General features: G+C 66.8%; 18 protein-coding genes. 4 read left to right on the forward strand and 14 right to left on the reverse strand.

Annotated features, from left to right (window positions below; translation table 11 throughout):
• The 11 genes from QOC89_RS27120 to QOC89_RS27170 all read right to left on the reverse strand — a co-directional run.
• Nucleotides 1-392 (reverse strand): radical SAM protein (locus QOC89_RS27120; protein ID WP_323047845.1); only part of this gene is annotated, 392 nt, incomplete at its 3' end.
• A 4-nt stretch (nt 393-396) separates the two neighbouring features.
• Nucleotides 397-687: a pyrroloquinoline quinone biosynthesis peptide chaperone PqqD gene (gene pqqD / locus QOC89_RS27125; protein ID WP_323047846.1), complete on the reverse strand. Its 291-nt coding sequence runs from the start codon at nt 685-687 to the stop codon at nt 397-399.
• Nucleotides 684-1454: a pyrroloquinoline-quinone synthase PqqC gene (pqqC, locus tag QOC89_RS27130; RefSeq protein ID WP_323047847.1), complete on the reverse strand. Its 771-nt coding sequence runs from the start codon at nt 1452-1454 to the stop codon at nt 684-686. The genes pqqD and pqqC overlap by 4 nt, the downstream gene beginning before the upstream one ends.
• A gap of 75 nt (nt 1455-1529) precedes the next feature.
• Nucleotides 1530-2468, reverse strand: a complete 939-nt coding sequence (gene pqqB, locus QOC89_RS27135; protein ID WP_323047848.1) for a pyrroloquinoline quinone biosynthesis protein PqqB — start codon at nt 2466-2468, stop codon at nt 1530-1532.
• A complete protein-coding gene (locus QOC89_RS27140) occupies nt 2465-3481 on the reverse strand; it encodes an alpha/beta fold hydrolase (RefSeq protein WP_416340480.1) in 1017 nt (338 codons plus the stop codon). Before QOC89_RS27140 ends, pqqB begins: the two co-directional genes overlap by 4 nt.
• Entirely contained in the window at nt 3478-4044 is a 567-nt protein-coding gene (locus QOC89_RS27145) for a cytochrome b (protein WP_323047849.1), read from the reverse strand. Before QOC89_RS27145 ends, QOC89_RS27140 begins: the two co-directional genes overlap by 4 nt.
• Before the next feature lie 70 nt (nt 4045-4114).
• On the reverse strand, nt 4115-4960 hold the full coding sequence (locus QOC89_RS27150; RefSeq protein ID WP_323047850.1) for a formylmethanofuran dehydrogenase subunit C: 846 nt from the start codon (nt 4958-4960) through the stop codon (nt 4115-4117).
• Entirely contained in the window at nt 4957-5916 is a 960-nt protein-coding gene (gene fhcD, locus QOC89_RS27155; RefSeq protein ID WP_323047851.1) for a formylmethanofuran--tetrahydromethanopterin N-formyltransferase, read from the reverse strand. Before fhcD ends, QOC89_RS27150 begins: the two co-directional genes overlap by 4 nt.
• A 24-nt stretch (nt 5917-5940) precedes the next feature.
• On the reverse strand, nt 5941-7647 hold the full coding sequence (locus QOC89_RS27160; RefSeq protein WP_323047852.1) for a formylmethanofuran dehydrogenase subunit A: 1707 nt from the start codon (nt 7645-7647) through the stop codon (nt 5941-5943).
• Nucleotides 7644-9068, reverse strand: coding sequence for a formylmethanofuran dehydrogenase (locus QOC89_RS27165; protein ID WP_323047853.1), 1425 nt, complete (start codon nt 9066-9068; stop codon nt 7644-7646). Before QOC89_RS27165 ends, QOC89_RS27160 begins: the two co-directional genes overlap by 4 nt.
• Nucleotides 9069-9355: 287 nt before the next feature.
• Entirely contained in the window at nt 9356-10120 is a 765-nt protein-coding gene (locus QOC89_RS27170; RefSeq protein WP_323047854.1) for a HisA/HisF-related TIM barrel protein, read from the reverse strand.
• A 14-nt stretch (nt 10121-10134) separates the two neighbouring features.
• Here QOC89_RS27170 and QOC89_RS27175 point away from each other — a divergent pair, with 14 nt between their 5' ends.
• The 3 genes from QOC89_RS27175 (at nt 10135) to QOC89_RS27185 (ending at nt 13035) form a co-directional block, all read left to right on the forward strand.
• The gene (locus tag QOC89_RS27175) at nt 10135-11184 is read left to right on the forward strand and encodes an ATP-grasp domain-containing protein (RefSeq protein ID WP_323047855.1); all 1050 of its coding nucleotides are present in this window, start codon (nt 10135-10137) and stop codon (nt 11182-11184) included.
• Nucleotides 11181-12305 carry a hydantoinase/oxoprolinase family protein gene (locus QOC89_RS27180; RefSeq protein ID WP_323047856.1) on the forward strand — a complete coding sequence of 375 codons (1125 nt, stop codon included), beginning with the start codon at nt 11181-11183 and terminating at the stop codon, nt 12303-12305. The genes QOC89_RS27175 and QOC89_RS27180 overlap by 4 nt, the downstream gene beginning before the upstream one ends.
• Before the next feature lie 139 nt (nt 12306-12444).
• A complete protein-coding gene (locus QOC89_RS27185) occupies nt 12445-13035 on the forward strand; it encodes an aspartate kinase (protein WP_323047857.1) in 591 nt (196 codons plus the stop codon).
• A 103-nt stretch (nt 13036-13138) separates the two neighbouring features.
• Here the strand turns inward: QOC89_RS27185 and QOC89_RS27190 are convergent, their stop codons facing one another.
• The 3 genes from QOC89_RS27190 to pqqA form a co-directional block, all read right to left on the reverse strand.
• On the reverse strand, nt 13139-13882 hold the full coding sequence (locus tag QOC89_RS27190; RefSeq protein WP_323047858.1) for a (5-formylfuran-3-yl)methyl phosphate synthase: 744 nt from the start codon (nt 13880-13882) through the stop codon (nt 13139-13141).
• Nucleotides 13883-13900: 18 nt separating this feature from the next.
• Nucleotides 13901-14500: a DUF447 domain-containing protein gene (locus tag QOC89_RS27195; protein WP_323047859.1), complete on the reverse strand. Its 600-nt coding sequence runs from the start codon at nt 14498-14500 to the stop codon at nt 13901-13903.
• A gap of 100 nt (nt 14501-14600) precedes the next feature.
• Nucleotides 14601-14750: a pyrroloquinoline quinone precursor peptide PqqA gene (gene pqqA, locus QOC89_RS27200; RefSeq protein ID WP_323047860.1), complete on the reverse strand. Its 150-nt coding sequence runs from the start codon at nt 14748-14750 to the stop codon at nt 14601-14603.
• Between the two features lie 393 nt (nt 14751-15143).
• Here pqqA and QOC89_RS27205 point away from each other — a divergent pair, with 393 nt between their 5' ends.
• On the forward strand, nt 15144-16625 hold the full coding sequence (locus tag QOC89_RS27205; protein WP_323047861.1) for a ribulose-bisphosphate carboxylase large subunit: 1482 nt from the start codon (nt 15144-15146) through the stop codon (nt 16623-16625).
• Nucleotides 16626-16656 lie beyond the last annotated feature (31 nt).

Raw genomic sequence — 16656 nt, forward strand, 5'->3', positions numbered from 1 at the left:
TGAAACGACAACTGGATGTGGTCGAGACCGGCCGCCTTCAGATCGCCGAGCCGCTTGTCGGTGAGGCCGACGCCGGAGGTGATGAGATTCGTATAGAAGCCGAGTCTGTGCGCCTCTTCCACCAGCACTTCGACGTCGTCGCGCACGAGCGGCTCGCCGCCCGAAAAGCCGAGTTGCACCGAGCCGAGCGCGCGCGCCTGGCGTAGCACGTCGATCCATTGCGCGGTGCTGAGCTCGCGGCTGTGGTCCGTATAGTTGAGCGGGTTATAGCAGAACGCGCAGTGCAGCGGACAGCGATAGGTCAACTCCGCCAGCAGCCACAGCGGTGGCGGCACGCCGGCGGCGGTATCGTCGGGCTGTACGCCCGCAACGGCTTGCGAGAGATCGGTCATCGCGCTACTCCAGCCAGCCGCGCCCGTGCGCGTCGGCAATGAAGGCCCGCACTTCGGCGCCGAGCCCGGTGGCGTTGAACGCCTGCTCCAGTTCGGCGATCAGCGTGTCCATGTCGCGCGTACCGTCGCAGCGTTTGAGAATTTCACCCGCGCTTTGATTGAGCTTCACCATGCCCTCCGGGTACAGCAGCACGTGCGCGTTCTGCGCGGGTTCCCATTGCAGGCGGAAGGGCTTCGCGATCGTCAGCGGAATGGCGGGTTGGATGGCGCCGCCGGCGCGTGTCACGTCGTTCATTGCGGGAACGCCTTTTCGATCGAGTCGAGCATGGTCCACAGAATGTCGAGCTTGAATTGCAGGATCTCGAGCGCGCGTTCCTGCTGGTCGCGCCGCGTGAAATGCGCGAGCGTGACTTCGAGCCCGTGCTGCACGTCGCGCTGTGCGAGAGCAATGCGCGAGCGGAAATACGCGAGGCCCGCAGCCTCGATCCACGGATAATGTTCCGGCCAGCTCGCGAGCCGGTCGCGGTGAACCTGCGGCGCGAACATCTCCGTGAGCGACGAGCAGACCGATTCCTGCCATGGCGCGCGGCGCGCGAAGTTCACATACGCGTCGACCGCGAAGCGCACGCCGGGCGTCACATGTTCGAGCGACCACAGTTCGTCGCGTGACAGGCCGACGGCGTCCGCGAGACGTGCCCATGTTTCGATGCCGCCTTCCTCGCTCTCGTAGCCGTCGTGGTCGAGAATGCGCAGCACCCAGCGGCGGCGCGTCTCGCGGTCCGGACAGTTCGACAGGATCGCCGCGACCTTCAACGGGATGTTGATCTGGTAATAGAAACGGTTCGCAACCCAGCCGCGGATCTGCTCGCGCGAGCAGCCGCCGCTATTCATCTTCAGATTGAATGGATGATGGATGTGATAAGCGGTGCCTTTCGCGCGCAACTGCGCTTCGAATTCGTCGCGGCTCCAGGCGGGTGCGTCGGCGCCCGAGGTTCGTTTTGTACTCGCGGTTGTACTCGCGTCGCGCATCGGCGTCGTGTCATGGGTATCTTTCGCGTTCATGCCGTCTCCGTTTTTTTGTCGTTCACAGTCGCGCCTCGTCACTGCTCTTCGTTCACGCGTTCACGCGTTCACACTTCAAAGTTCGAAAGTCATCCCGTCGTGGGCCACTTCGATTCCGTGCTCGGCGAGCACGCGCCGCTCGGGGCCGTCTTCGACCAGGATCGGGTTGGTATTGTTGATATGGATGAGCACCTTGCGCATCGCGCGCGCGTCGCCGGTGCGATCCACGCCTAGCGAATCCAGCGTTTCGATCATCCCGCCCGCACCGGTCTGCGGCAGGTGTCCCATGTCCGCGGCCGTTTTCTTCGAGAGGCCGAGGCGGATCATTTCATCGCCGGTCCACAGCGTGCCGTCCACCAGCAACAGGTCGGCCTCTTGCATGGCGGCCAGCACATGGGCTTCGATCGCGCCGAGTCCCGGTGCGTAGAACACGCGCTTGCCCGATTGCAGGTTGGTCAGGACCAGTCCGATGTTGTCGCCCCGCTCGGGCGCATTGCGATGCGGCGAGTAGGGCGGTGCCTTGCTCGACAGCGGCAGCGCGTCGATCCGCACGCCGTTCAACGCGTCGACGGCGAGCGGTGCGCCGTCGAGCGCGATGCGGCGATGTTCGACGCCGCAGTAGTGCGCAAGGATCGGCGCGACTGGAAAGCCGGAGCCGAGGTCTTGCCATACCGCGTCGGTGGCGTAGAGCGGCAACGGCGTGTCGCGCTCGCGCAGCATCAGCAGTCCGGTGACATGATCGATCTGCGCGTCGATCACGAGCACGGCGGCGATGCCGCTATCGCGCGCACGGCGCGCGGGCTGCAGCTCGGGATTCGCCGCGATCTGCGCGAGCAGGTCGGGCGACGCATTGACGAGCAGCCAGTCCTCGCCGTTCGCACTCACCGCGATCGACGACTGCGTGCGTCGCGTCGCCTTCAGCGTGCCGCGGCGCACGCCGTCGCAATTGCGGCAGTTGCAGTTCCACTGCGGAAAACCGCCCCCCGCCGATGAGCCGAGTACCTTGATCTTCATGCCGCGCGACGCATGGTGCGCCCCTCCTGAATGGCCGGGATGAACATCGCGGCAAGCGCGTGCGCGACGCGTTCATGGAGCGCCGGGTCGCTCGCCAGATGCCCCGCGTTCACTCGCTCGATCTGCGCGGCGGGCACCGCGCGGGCCAAGCGCCGCAGATTGTCCGGCGGACAGACCGGGTCGCGCGCGCCGTGCACCGCGGCAAGCGGCACGCCCGCCGCCGCCGCCCGGCGCGCCAGCGACAGCAGACGGGTTTCGCCAAGCCAGCAGCGATGCGCGAGGTAGTGGGCCTGAATCCGGTACTTGCCGATCAGCTTGTGGGCATGCCGTGGCGCGTTTCTCGTGCAGGGCCGCACCGCGCGGCGGCTGACGGCGCTCGCGAGCACGGCGTCCTCGTAGCCGCGCCACGCCAGCGCCAGCGCGCGTTGCCGTGCTTCATTCGTGCCGCGTTGCAGGCTGGCCGCGCAGCGGTCCGCGAGGCCCTCGGGCCGCTCGCACCCGGCCGCCGCGCGCAGTTTCGCCCATGCGCGCGGCGCGCGGTGGCGGGACGCGACGAACAACCCGCGCATCTCCCGCGCCGACGTGAGGAACAGGCCACGCATCACGACGCCCGAGACCGATTGCGGACACTGCCCGGCATACGCAAGCGCGAGAGCCGCGCCCCACGATCCGCCGAGCACGCCCCAGCGAGCGAAACCAAGCCGCGCGCGGATCGATTCGAGATCGGCGATCAGATAGTCGGTGCGGTTGCGGCGCACGCTGCCGTGCGGCGTCGATGCGCCGGTGCCGCGCTGATCGATCAACACGACCCGAAAGCGGCTCAGATCGAAGAGCCGCAGCACGCCTGGCTGACTGCCACTGCCGGGGCCGCCGTGCAGGACGGCGACCGGCACGCCGTCGGCCGCGCCGGCCACCGCGTACGACACGCGATGACCGTCGCGCGTGCGCAGCGTGCCGGTTTCGAGCGGCGGCAACGCGTCGCGCGAATCGCGCTTGATGCGGCGCATCGTCATGGCAGCATCCTCGCGAGCAGGTTGTCGCGATCGATCCATTGATGCTTGAGCGCACCGGCCACGTGCAGCACGATCAGCGCGATCAACAGGTACGCGATAGCCTCGTGAATGCCGAAGAACAGCTCGCGCAAATGCGCATCGTCCCAGCCCCACTTCGGCAGCAGGATGCCCCAGAAGCGCGTGCCATAGCGGTTGAACGACGAGCCGAGATAACCGGCCAGCGGCATCGCGACCGTGCCGACGTATAAAAGACCCTGCGTAGTGCGCGCGGCGGCGCGTTGCCACGGTGGCATCGCCGGCAAGGGGGGCCGATGAAGGACCGCCCGCGCCCCGATGCGCAGAAGCACCAGCAGGAAAATCGTCAGTCCGAGCGACTTGTGCAGGTTGATAATCGTCGCTTTGACAGGCAAACCCTTCGGCAATCCGACCATATAGAACCCGACCGCCAGCATGCCGATGATGCCGAGCGCGATCAGCCAATGCAGCGCGATCAGCAAGCCGGCATAGCGCGGCGTGCCGGCGCCGATAGCGGAGTTCGCGTTCGGAGAATGCGCTGTCGTCATGCCTGTCTCCTTTATTAGCTGGCGTTTCTTGTCGAACACCCTTTCCATCTGATCCACGGGCCGCGCGGCTTTACCCGGCAATCAGTATTTCGCCTCTACCGTCCACCGCGAGATCGCCCGCATAGCGGACCGGCAAGCGCTCCGCGCGCCACTGCGAAAAGGGCGCGATTTCATCCGCGAGACTGCGCACGAGCAAAGACCAGAATACGTTGAAACCGTGGCCGCCGCCCGTGAATGTCGCAGGTAGTTGCGCGGGCCGCCGCGCCAGCAGCAGCGTGCCGCGTCTCATCCCATACGCATAATGCGGGCCCAGCTCGCCCGCGACGCCCACGGTTCCGGCCACGAGCCGCGAAGCCGCGAAATCGCCCGCTTTACCGCCGACCAGCACCAGCCCGCGGCGCATCCGGTCGGCCAGCCGCGCGCCCGCGTCGCCATGGATCGTCAGCGTGCCGCCGCTCATGCCTTCCATGTCGCCGGTCAACGCGCCGGCGGCGAAATCGCCGCTGTCGCCGGTGACCGTCAGCCGGCCGCCGCGCATTTCGCAACCGGTGAAATGCCCCGCGTTGCCGTCGATATGCAGCACGCCGCCCGTCATCCTGAAGCCGCAGTGATCGCCGGCCGAACCGTGCACGGCGAGGTGCCCGCCGTCCATCTCCGCGCCGAGCCGGTCGAGCCACGGCGCGGCGCCGTCGACGATCAGCGTGGCCGTGTTCGGAGCGGCGGACAGCGGCGCTGCGGTGGCTTCATCGCGCGACACCTGGAACACGTCGCCGAGCACGCAGTGATCGTTACCGGCGGGCAGAACGATGCGCTCGATCTCAGCCACGCTCATGCTCGTGAGCGATACCGGCCGCAGCGCGGCGGCATCGACGCGAAAACCAGGCGGCGTTTTGACGCGCAAGGTCGTCGTGCTCATGCGGGGCTCCCGCCCAGACCCGCCGCAAGCGCATGCAGGTGGAAGTGGTACGGTCCGAGTTTGCCGCCGTAGTTGCCCGCGGAAATCCGCAGCACGCCGGCCGCGCGGCCAAGCCCGGCGGCCGCGCCGATACCGGCCGTCATCGCGGCGCCGACATCGGCATCGGTCAGGCCGTCGATCACGATCTCCAGCACGCAGCCGATTTCCGCGCTGAGTTCGCTGTGCGCGGCGAGGCCGATCAGGGTGGGACAGAAGGCGTCGTTGGTGGAAGCGCTCGCGCCTTGGTATCGCGAGCCGATTTTCGACCCCGAGCGGACGATGCCGCCGGGAAACGGCATGATGACGTTCGGCAGCCGGCGCATCGCCGCGACGGCGGCTTCGGCGGCGGCGAGCGCGGCGTCGAGGTCGCGCGCGAGCAACAGCAGGTTGCCGCCGCCGACGGCTTTGACGGTCACCGCCGTGTCTTCGCAGACGAATTCGCCGTCCATCACCGGCACGCGCCAGTAGCGGGTGTGGCCGAGCATCTTCGAGATCTGCCAGCCGTCGCCGAAAAAACGCAGCCCGCTGCCGAGCGCCGCGTTATCCGAGAGCGGCGCGCGGCTCGTTGCGGGATCGATACCGCTGAACACGGCGGTACTCGGACAGGTGAGCACGCTTTGCCCGACGCGCCGCCCGATCTGCTTCGCCAGTTCTTTCGACGATACCGCGAACAGCAGCACCGCGACGCCGGGACGGCCATCCGGCGTGTCCCCGGGCGCAAGCGTGCGCTCGACGCCCGCCTCGCAGCCGCAGCCGATCACTGAAGTGGCAAACCCGGTCAGCGAGTTGGCCGCGTTCATCGCCCAGGTTGGCGTATGCGCGGTGATGATGAGCCGGGTCGCCTTCATCGGAAAGGCTTCCGCGAAGGTGGCGTCGATCGCCGTGCCGTTGATCTCGAGCGGGGCCGGAGCGTTCATTGTGTGCGGTTCGCCTGGCATCGGTCAGCCGTTACCGTTAGCCAGACATTCGACGGGCAACAGGCGGCCGCCGCGGCAGCAGTCGCAGACTTCGTCGTCGCTGATCGCGGCGTGCGCGAAGTTGCTCGCAAGATTGGCGTCGCTGTAGGCGCGCAGCGTCTTCTCGATGCCGCGGTCGAATTCCGGCGACACGAAATGGATGCCGCCCGTCGGCGTGGCGACGAGGGTGCCGTCGCGCGCGACCAGTTCGCCGTCCTTGAATACATAGGCGGGCGACGTGAACATCCGCTCGCGGTCCGGCGCGTCGCGATAGACGGCGATGTCCGCCGCCGCGCCTGCGCCGAGATGGCCCCGGTCGCGCAGGCCGAGCAGCCGCGCGGGACCGGCGCGCGTGATGATGGCGATCTCATACAGCGAGAACTCGCGCGTCAGGCCCGGCAATGCGCTTGCGACCTGAGCGTCGGGATTGAGCTTCGCGAGCTGCTCGTCGCGGAACGACTTGTCCATCAGCAGACGGATCAGATGCGGATAGCTGGTGAAGGGGCCGCCGTTGGGATGATCCGTGGTCATCGCGACGCGCCACGGATCGTCGACCAGCAGGAAAATTTCCAGACCGATGATCCATTGCAGCGCGTTCACATAGCTTTGCTCGCGATAGCGGAACGGCACGACGCCGCAACCCGCATCGCACTCGATGTCGCCCACCACCCACTTGTGCGGCCTCGCGAGCGGGGTGTTGCGGAACTGCATCATCGTGTCGCCCGAGGCCGTGACGGTCTGTCCAAAGATGATCTGTCCGACGTCGATCGAGACATTCGGCCGCGCGTTCACCGCCTCGGCGATCTGCCGCGCGCCCGACGAAAACTTTTGCGGCCCTTCGGTCCCATAGCTGTGAAACTGAATGTGCGTCAGATGGATCGGCAGGCCGTCGGCGGCGTCCATGGTCGCGATCGTGGAATCGATGTTGCCCGGTACGCCGAGATTACTGGCGTGCACATGCAGAGGATGCGGCACGCGCAGTTCGGTCAACGCGCGCGATAAGGTGTGCAGCACTTCGCGTGGCGTTACACCGTAGTGCACGTGCGCTTCGTCGACGTCGAGCGAACGCTGGTTGAACTTGAACGCGGAGATGCCGCCCGGGTTGACCACTTTCACGCCGAGCGCCTTGCTCGCGTGAATCGTCCAGCCGATGTAATCGCGCAGGCGCGCGAAGTCGTCGCGTGCCGCCAGCATCTGCAGGAATAGTTCGTCGTTGCCGAGCATCACGTACGCGCCGTGGTCGATGATCGGCGTGTCGCCCATTTCGAGGTGCGTATGGCGCGCATTGGAGGGCATCATCGCCGGTTCGAAAACGGCGGTGTAGCCCATTTCGGCGTAACGGTAGCCGGTCGCAAGCGTGCCTGGCGTGCAGACGCCGCATGACGGCAGACGCAGATAGCGGCCCTCGGCGTCCTGTGCCGATTCGTAGGCCCGCTCGCGCGGCGGATCGGCGCGATGGTCTTCGGGGAGCAGCAGGCGCGACAGGTTGGTCTTGCCGCCGCCAATATGGGAATGCATGTCGATGCCACCCGCCATCACGATCATGCCGGTGGCGTCGTATTCGCGATCGACCGGCGTATTGGGCGCCAGGTCGACGATGCGCCCGTCGCGGAAGCTCAGATCGCGGCGCTCGCCGTTCACGCCGTGGGCCGGGTCGAAGATCGTGCCGCCTTTCAATCGAACGAGGCTCATTGCTGCTCCTCGCCGCTGCGTGGCTCGTGCAGGCGCGCGCTCAGTTGCGTAGTCAACTGCGCGGCAAGCGATGCGACCGAAGCAAGCGCGGCGCCGCGCGCGGGGACCAGTGGCATCACGACCGAGCCGTCGACGCGAAACAGATGGCCGCCGGTGTCGATACCGGGCGTCGCGACAGGGATGAACACCGTGTTCGCGCCGCGCGCCCTGGCCGCGTCCGCAAGCGCCGGATGACCGAGCACGATCAACGGGACGGCGGGATCGAGCGGCGTTGGCCATGCGTGCGGCGCGAAGCTCGCGACCCACAGCAGCGCGTCCACCTCGTCGCCCGCGAGCAGGCGGCGGGTGCGATAGCGGTATGGATCGTAATCGAGCGGTGCCGTGCCGGCGCTGCGTGTGGGTATCGACACGCGCGTGCGCAGCGGCATCCCGGAAAGCCAGGTCACCGTCTGGTTGACCGTCGACGCGCCGTCGTCGCCGCCAAGCGCGAGACACGCGGCCCGCGTCGTGCGGTTCGCGGCTTTGATGATCCGGTTCAGGGCTTCGATGAGCAGCGCCGCATGCGGGCTGGGCAGGGCGGCCGGCTCGTAGACGAGCACCGTGTAGCGCGCGGCGGCGATGCGGGCCTGCAGTGACGAGAGCGTGGCCGCCGCGCTGGTGTCAGGACTGGCGTCAGCGTCGTTGCCGTCGCGATGCAGTGCGCCGGGCGCGCGCCCTTCGGCAAGCGCGGACCACAGTGCGAGCGTCTCGTAAAGCTCGGCGTGCGGCAGCAGCGCTTCCGTTCGCGCATGCGCGAGGCCTGCCGCCGCCGGATCCATTGCGCAGCCGACGAATATCAGTTCGCGCGCGATGTCGGTGCCCTCCAGCGTCCGCGAGAAAAAACGCGGATAACGCTGCGACGGCTGACAACCGAAAAACACCAGCAGGTCGGCACGTGTGCGCACTTCGGAGAGCGTCGTGAAGAACGAGCCACGGTCCTGGAACGCGAGGGTCGCCGGCGTTAGCGTGTCGCCGTGCAGGTGATCGAGAATCGCGCCGCAAGCGGCCGCCAGCGTGTAGAGCGCACGAGCGCCGGCGACGTCGGTGGCAAGGCCGCCGAACAACGCACGGCGTGAGGTCGCCAGGATTTGCGTGGCGCGGGCCAACGCCGCATCGAGTTCCACGTCGTTTCCGTCGACCATGCTGCGGCATTGCGCGTCCGCCGCGCCGTACTGCGCGAGTGCCGCACTCAGCCGCGAGCAGTCGGTGTCCGCCACGCTGAGCGTTCCGTCGCTGTGGGAGCCGACCTTGAGGTCGTCGCACAGCAATGAGCAGAACGGGCAAATCCAGTCGCGGGTGATCGCAGGCACAGGCACGAGCACGCCGGCTGCGCCCGGTGCGTTTGTGCTGGGGTTCGATGGATCGGTGGGCGAAAGGTGCATGGCGCACTTTTAGCAAGCTCCATGCCGATCGATGTGATGACGTGACAGCGCTGCCCGGTGCGCATGACGTGCACGGTCGTGCGGCTTCGCGCTCAGAGGAATCGCGCGAGTGAAGGCGCGTTCAGCAACGCCCCTCGATCGTCGCGCGGCACACGGCCCCGGACGCGATTGTGCCGTACAGGTTGTGTGCTGCGCTGGAGCAGAGTGTCACGCGCGGCCCGCGTGGCTTGCCGTTCGTTTGCATTCGCAGGTTGCTTATGCCGTGGCATGAAAATTGTGTAGCAAGCCTACAAGGATTCTGACGGTGCGAGGCTGATCTGTCGATCGTGCAGGGCGGAGGCGACCAGCCATGCGCTCGCATCCGTGCTGGCCGCCGCCGTCAGATCGTCGCGATTGCGGATGCCGCCCGCGCCGATCACCGTGGTGCGCGCCGCAGCACTGGCGCGGATGCGCTCGAAGGTGCCCAGGTCAGGACCCGCATAACTGCCGACCTGATCGAGTGTCATCGCGATCACGCGCGACGGCCACCAGGCCGGCGAGCGCTCGAGTTCGGCGGCCGTCAGCAGCTGGCCCGCGCGGTGGTCGAGCGAGAGGATCGGCGAGAGGCCGGCGGTCTGTGCCGATTGCAGTGCATGGATATCGCGCAGCGACTCCGTGCCGAACACCGGGACGAGGGTCGCGAGGTTCAGGTGCGCACGGTGGTCATCGCGCTGGCCGATGGTGTCGATGGTGTCGATGGCGTCGATGTGGTCGAACAGCGTGCGCATCGATGCATAGTCCGCGAAGCCCGCATCGAGCCAGAGCTCGATCCCGGGCAACGCGGCGCGCAAGGCGGCGAGTTGCGCGGCATGCGCGCCGCGCTGCAGGATGGCGCCGAGATCGGCGACATAGAGCGTGCGGGCGCCGCTTGCGGCGAGCAGCGCGCGGGCGATGGCAAGCGGCTCGCTGCCGGCGGTGAGGCGGGACTGGATGGGCCGGTAGGCGGCCCGCTCGCCGCGTACCGCGCGCACAACATGGCCGTCGAGAAGATCGAGAACCGGTATCACCTGCATAGGGGCGCCTTCCTTTGACCAAGATCTTTGTCTACGAGTATCTCACCGGCGGCGGCATCGATCCCACGCTGGCTGGCGCAGGCAGTCTGGCCGACCTGAGCGCGCTGATCGTCGAAGGGCGTGTGATGCGCGACGCGCTGGTCGCCGATCTGCGTGAGCTCGACGGTGTGCGCGTCACGTTCGCGACCTCGCGCTTCGAAACGGTCGATCCGGCGCATTCGCATTGTATGGCCAGGCCCGGCGAATCGATGACGGCCTTTGTCGCCCGCGCGGCGCGTGAACACGATTACGCGTGGGTCATCGCGCCGGAATGCGACGGCCTGCTGCTGCACCTCTACGATGCCGTCGGCGCCGCCCGCTGGCTGGGCTGCGGCAAGGAAGCGATCCGCGTGGCGTCGAGCAAGAGCGCCACCGCCGCCTGCCTTGCCGCGCATCGGATCGCCGCGACACCCGCCCTCGAACCGGGCCAGGCGGGCCAATGCGGGGACGGCCGTTGGGTCGTGAAACCCGACGACGGCGCGGGCGGCCTCGATACCATCGTGTTCGACGGCTTCGCCGATGCGTGTGCCGAATACGAGGCACGCGCGGCCGCGGCGCGCAATCCGGTGTTGCAGGCATGGGTCGACGGCGAATCATTGAGCCTGTCGCTGATCTGTCGGGACAACGGCGCCGAGTTGATCTCCATCAACCGTCAGCAGATCGGTTTGAGCGGCGGCGACACGCCGGGCCGGCATCCACGAATCGTCGAATTCGACGGCGTGCTGGTCAATCAGATCGATCTCCGCAGCGACACAGGCCGCACGCTCGAGACGCTCGCGCAACGCGTGGCGACGGCGATACCCGGTTTGCGAGGCTTTGTCGGAATCGACGTGGTGTGGCATCCGCAGCGCGGACCGGTCGTGATCGAGGTCAATCCGCGACTCACGGTGGCTTATGCGGGGCTGTCCGCCGCACTCGGCGGCAATCTCGCCGCTGATTTGCTGACGGCGCACGAGGTGCGCGTCGAGCGAGCCGCGGCGGCGCGCACGAACCCGTCGCCGTCGACGCTCGGGGTGCGGCCTTGAGCGCCGCGCATACAGACGGTGCGGCAGCGGCCGCGGCGGTGTTCGGCTGGGACGTCGGCGGCGCGCATGTAAAGGTGTCGACGGCCGATCACAGCGGCGCCGTGTTCGACGTGGCGCAATGGCCCTGCCCGCTGTGGCAGGGGCTCGACCATCTGGAGCGGACCATCGACCTCGTTTTCGCCCGCTGGCCGCGGGCAGGCATGGCCGGCGCGCAGCATGCGGTGACGATGACCGGCGAGATGGTCGATCTGTTCGCGGACCGCGCCGAAGGCGTGCGGGCGATCGTGGCCACGATCGCGCAGCGGCTCGGCGCGCGGCTGCGCTTTTACGCCGGCGACGCCGGCTGGCTCGCCGCCGACGCGTGCGCGGCGGGCTGGCGTCACGTCGCATCGGCGAACTGGCTCGCCACCGCGCAGTGGGTCGCGACCCGCGTGGCCGACGCCGTGCTCATCGATATCGGCAGCACGACCACCGACATCATTCCGATTGTCGGCGGCCGCGTTGTCGCGCGCGCCTCGACCGATGCCGGCCGGCTCGCCACCGGCGAGCTCGTGTATCAGGGTATCGTGCGCACGCCGTTGTGCGGGGTCGCGCACCGCATCGAATTCGCCGGCGTCATGGTCAACGTGATGAACGAATGGTTTGCGACCACCGCCGACATCTATCGTCTGACCGGCGAACTGGACCCGCTGCACGACGTGCATCCGAGCGCCGACCAGGGGCCGAAGACCGAAGCCGCGAGCCGCGCGCGCCTCGCCCGCATGATTGGGCGGGATGCGCACGAGGCGGGCGTACTCGAATGGCGTCGCTTTGCGCAACGCTGGCGCGCGCTCCAGTTACGCGAGATCGGTGCGAATCTGGCACGGGTGGTCGCGGCGCATCCGGAACTGGCCGCCGCACCGCTGCTGGGTGCGGGGTGCGGCCGGTTCCTTGCCGCCGCATTGGCGCGCGAAGAAGCGCGCGGCTATATCGACTTCGGCAGGCTGGCGGGGGTGCCCGACAGTTGCTCCGCGTGGGCGGCAACGTGCGCGCCGAGCGTGGCGGTCGCGCTGCTCGCGGTTCGAGATTCGCAGCGCGCGAATCAAGCGTGGGACGGCAAGGCAGCGATCCGCCTGGCGTGATGTGAAAACGGCGGCGCGAAACGCCGTCTGATGAAGCGGCGGGCAAGCTGGACAAGGCAGCGATGAGCCTCGTTTGGAACATAACGGGGCACGGACCGGAACCCCGACGGGCACACAACTGGAAGCGAGGACAACAGTCATGTGGGTGGTCAAGATCGGAGGCAGTCTGAGTCACGACCCGACGCTGCGCCACTGGCTCACCGAGCTATGTGAAGTGGGTGGCGGACGCGTCGTCATCGTGCCCGGTGGCGGCGATTTCGCGGACAAGGTGGGTCAATACCAGAGCGAGTGGCATTTCGACGATCTGGCCGCGCACAACATGTGTCTGCTCGCCATGACGCAATACGCGTTACTGATGCAAGGCGTGTTGCCTGAACTCGTGCTCGCGTCGAGCGAGGCCAAGATTCGCCGCACCTTGCGCGACGGTCATGTCGCGGTGTGGGTGCCGACCGCGCTGATGCGCGACACGCCCGATGCGATGAGCAACTGGGACACGACCTCGGACAGCCTCGCCGCGTGGCTGTCGACGATGCTCAACGCGGAGCGGCTGGTCCTGGTGAAATCCTGTCCGATTGCCGCGGGCGACCCGCTCGAAACCCTGGCCGCAGCGGGAGTGGTCGACCGCCGTTTTGTCGACTATGTGAATGACGCGAACTATGTGGTCGAATTGCTCGACAAGAACAACGTTGCGTTGATGCGCGACCGGTTGCTCAACATCCCGGTCACCTGATTACGGGGGATTCACGGGGGATTCGCGGCGTGAACGGGGACGGGGCCCGTTTGTCCCTGACGTTTCGCCGTTTCGCCGTTTCACCGCCCACTGTCCCAGCGTCCTACAGCCGCGCCGCGTCTACGTCGCCCGGTGCCGACGCGGCGCCGTTCACGCCCGCATCGCCAGCTGGCCGGTGCAACGCGCTGGCCCATTGCGCGACGCGTTGCGGATCGAGCCTCGAGCGGCGCCCGTCGGTGCACAACGCAGTGCGAAAGCCGGCGACGTCCGGTGCGAGCCTACGGATCTGCTCCAGCTGCGCCCAACCCAGAGCCCCGGCGATCCCGCCCATCGCGCCGCGCTCGCGCGTGAGCCGCAGCCAGCGGGCAAGCGTATCGACATCCACGTGATCGAACAGCGTGCTGCCGTCCTTGCCGGCGGTATCGAACATCACGCCGGCAAACCCGAGCGCGGCGGTGTGGGTGACCAGCTCGTCGTCCATGCCGCCGTCGCAGAGGAGCACCGGTACCACCGTTGCCGGCAGATCGGCCAGTTGCTCGAGGCAGCGTCGCGCGTTCGGTCCGCGCGCCACGCCGACCTTCACGTAATCGATGCCCGCGTCGCTGACCTCGATGACGCGCGCGGCGATCTGCTCGAACGCATCGGCCGGCACATCGCCGATGGTCGCACTGATCGGCTTGACCGGGTAGCGTGCGCGCAGCTGGCGCGCGATGTTCGTAATCTCGTCAATCGGCAGGCCGCCGAGCGCGCCGGCATTCGGTTCTTTCAGGTCGATCAGTTCGGCGCCGGCGCGCGCGGCGTCGAATGCTTCCTCATCCGAGCGGACGCTCGCGAGCAATGCGGTCATCGGTGTTCTCCGGGAAGACTACGGGTGTGCGGCTGCGGCGGCCTGGCCGCCGGATGATTCGAGGCTCGCCCGGTGTCTGGCGACTGCGGCGACGAGCCAGCCCCAAGCGGTAAGTTCGTTCTCGCCGGCGGTTTTGTCGATGGCGATCTGCAGGTAGGCCATTTCGCGATCGATCTTGTCGGGTGGCAGCATGAAGAGCCGGCTCACGAGAATCGCGCCTTCAACCACGGCCGCCTGCGCGCGGTTGAAGCCCGCAAACGGTGCGTGGTTTTCGCGGTGCACGCATTTCATCAGCAGCACAGGCCGCTCTGCGTCATCGCGCAATTCGTCGAGTTCGAGTTCGGCGTGCGCCAGAGATTCGGCGAGGCGCACGCCGGCGACGCGGCTTGCGCCAACGGTCGGCCAATCGGTTGCGCAGCGCGTGACGCAACCTGCGAAGACGCGCACGTCGGTGGTGAAATTCAGAACCGCCGCACGGGACGTCACGATGTTGTCGAGCGTCGTGGACGGACGAAAAGGGGAAAGGATAATGCGGTCGGCCTCATACCGCGCGCCCATCGGAGCGACGTGAGGGCGGCCATCGCACGCTGCCGTGGTGACGATCGTTTCGTGGATCATGGATGAGAACGCGTGTCCTGACAGCGCGGAAAGGCCGGCCGGTTAGCTGATGACAAACACGATTCGCAAAGGGGCCGCGACGTGCGGCCCGATTACGGGCTTAACGTGTATCGACGTACATCACGATTTCAAAACCGAGACGCACATCGGTGTAGCTCGGAGTGGTCCACTGCATACGTGCTTCCTCCACAGATTGATACGGCGTTGCCGTCGGCCCGGCGTGATGCCGGACTTCATGGGCATCCGGCATCACGCAAGCTTTATGCCCGGGCGTCATGCCGAAATAGTGCGCTGGCGCGCGTCCGACCGGTTATGCAGCGTCCGCCGAATTACGCCAGTCCAACCGCCACGCGCCCTTGCGTTCAAGGGAAGCGCGCGGTGTGGCGAAAACGAAGCAAAGTGTTCCATCGCACCCGAATGGATTGCGGTGCGCTGTCCCGCCATTCCCTGTTTCGTCACGAGACATTCTGCGCCGATTTTTCGCGCGGGTCGCGAATAACCATACCGCGCTATGCGTTCGATAACGGATCGGTTAAGTCTGCCAAATAAAATCGTGAATTCCCCTTGGGGACGTCCGTGCTTACAGTGCGAACAAGCGCTTCGTTCTTCCGGCAGCGCGCTTGGCCACCCTCAAGGACACGTCATGAACGATTTCAGCCAACCGGTCATCGAGCCGGAACGCAATGCGCGCCAGCGGTACGCAGCCGGTGTGATGAAATATCGCGAAATGGGTTACTGGCAACCGGACTACGAGCCGAAAGAAACCGACGTCATCGCGCTGTTTCGGATCACGCCGCAACCCGGTGTCGAGCCGGAAGAGGCGGCGGCCGCCGTGGCCGGTGAATCGTCGACGGCGACCTGGACGGTCGTGTGGACCGACCGGCTGACTGCCTGCGACACGTACCGCGCCAAGGCGTATCGCGTCGAGCCGGTGCCCGCTTCGCGCGCCGACGAGCCGCAGTACTTCGCGTACATCGCTTATGAACTCGATCTGTTCGAGGAAGGGTCGGTAGCGAACCTGACCGCGTCGATCATTGGCAACGTGTTCGGCTTCAAGCCGCTCAAGGCGCTGCGTCTCGAAGACATGCGCATTCCCGTTGCCTATCTGAAGACGTTCCAGGGGCCGCCGACCGGTATCGTTGTCGAGCGCGAGCGGCTCGACAAATATGGACGGCCGCTACTCGGCGCGACGGTCAAGCCAAAGCTGGGGCTATCGGGCAAGAACTATGGGCGAGTGGTCTATGAAGGCCTGCGCGGCGGGCTGGATTTTCTGAAGGACGACGAGAACATCAACTCGCAGGCGTTCATGCATTGGCGCGACCGTTTTCTGTTTTCAATGGACGCGGTCAACCGGGCGCAGGCGGAAACCGGCGAGGTCAAGGGCCACTATCTGAACGTCACGGCCGGCACGATGGAGCACATGTACGAGCGCGCCGAATTCGCGAAGGAGCTTGGCTCGTGCATCGTGATGATCGACCTCGTGATCGGTTGGACCGCGATTCAATCCATGTCGCACTGGGCCCGCAAGAACGACATGATTTTGCATCTGCATCGCGCCGGGCATAGCACCTACACGCGCCAACGCAACCACGGCATCTCGTTTCGCGTCATCGCGAAGTGGCTGCGTATGGCGGGCGTCGATCATGCGCATGCGGGGACGGCGGTCGGCAAACTCGAGGGCGATCCGCTGTCGGTGCAGGGCTACTACAACGTCTGCCGCGACGCCCACAATGCCGTCGATCTGTCGCGCGGCATCTTTTTCGAGCAACCGTGGGCCGGTTTGCGCAAGGTCATGCCGGTGGCGTCGGGCGGGATTCACGCGGGGCAGATGCATCAACTGCTCGACCTGTTCGGCGACGACGCGATTCTGCAGTTCGGCGGCGGCACGATCGGCCATCCGGCCGGCATCCAGGCCGGCGCGGTGGCGAACCGCGTGGCGCTCGAAGCCATGGTGAAGGCGCGCAACGAGGGCCGCGACATTCTCAACGAGGGCCCGGACGTGCTCGAAGCCGCCGCTCGCTGGTGCACGCCGCTCAAACAGGCGCTCGACACGTGGCGCGACGTGACCTTCAACTACGCTTCGACCGATACGCCGGATTTCGCCGCCACGCCGACGGCTGCATAAAAGACGTCGAGCACCGGTTCAGCGCCGGTTT

This window comes from Paraburkholderia sp., from assembly GCF_034668105.1.
GTDB lineage: Bacteria > Pseudomonadota > Gammaproteobacteria > Burkholderiales > Burkholderiaceae > Paraburkholderia.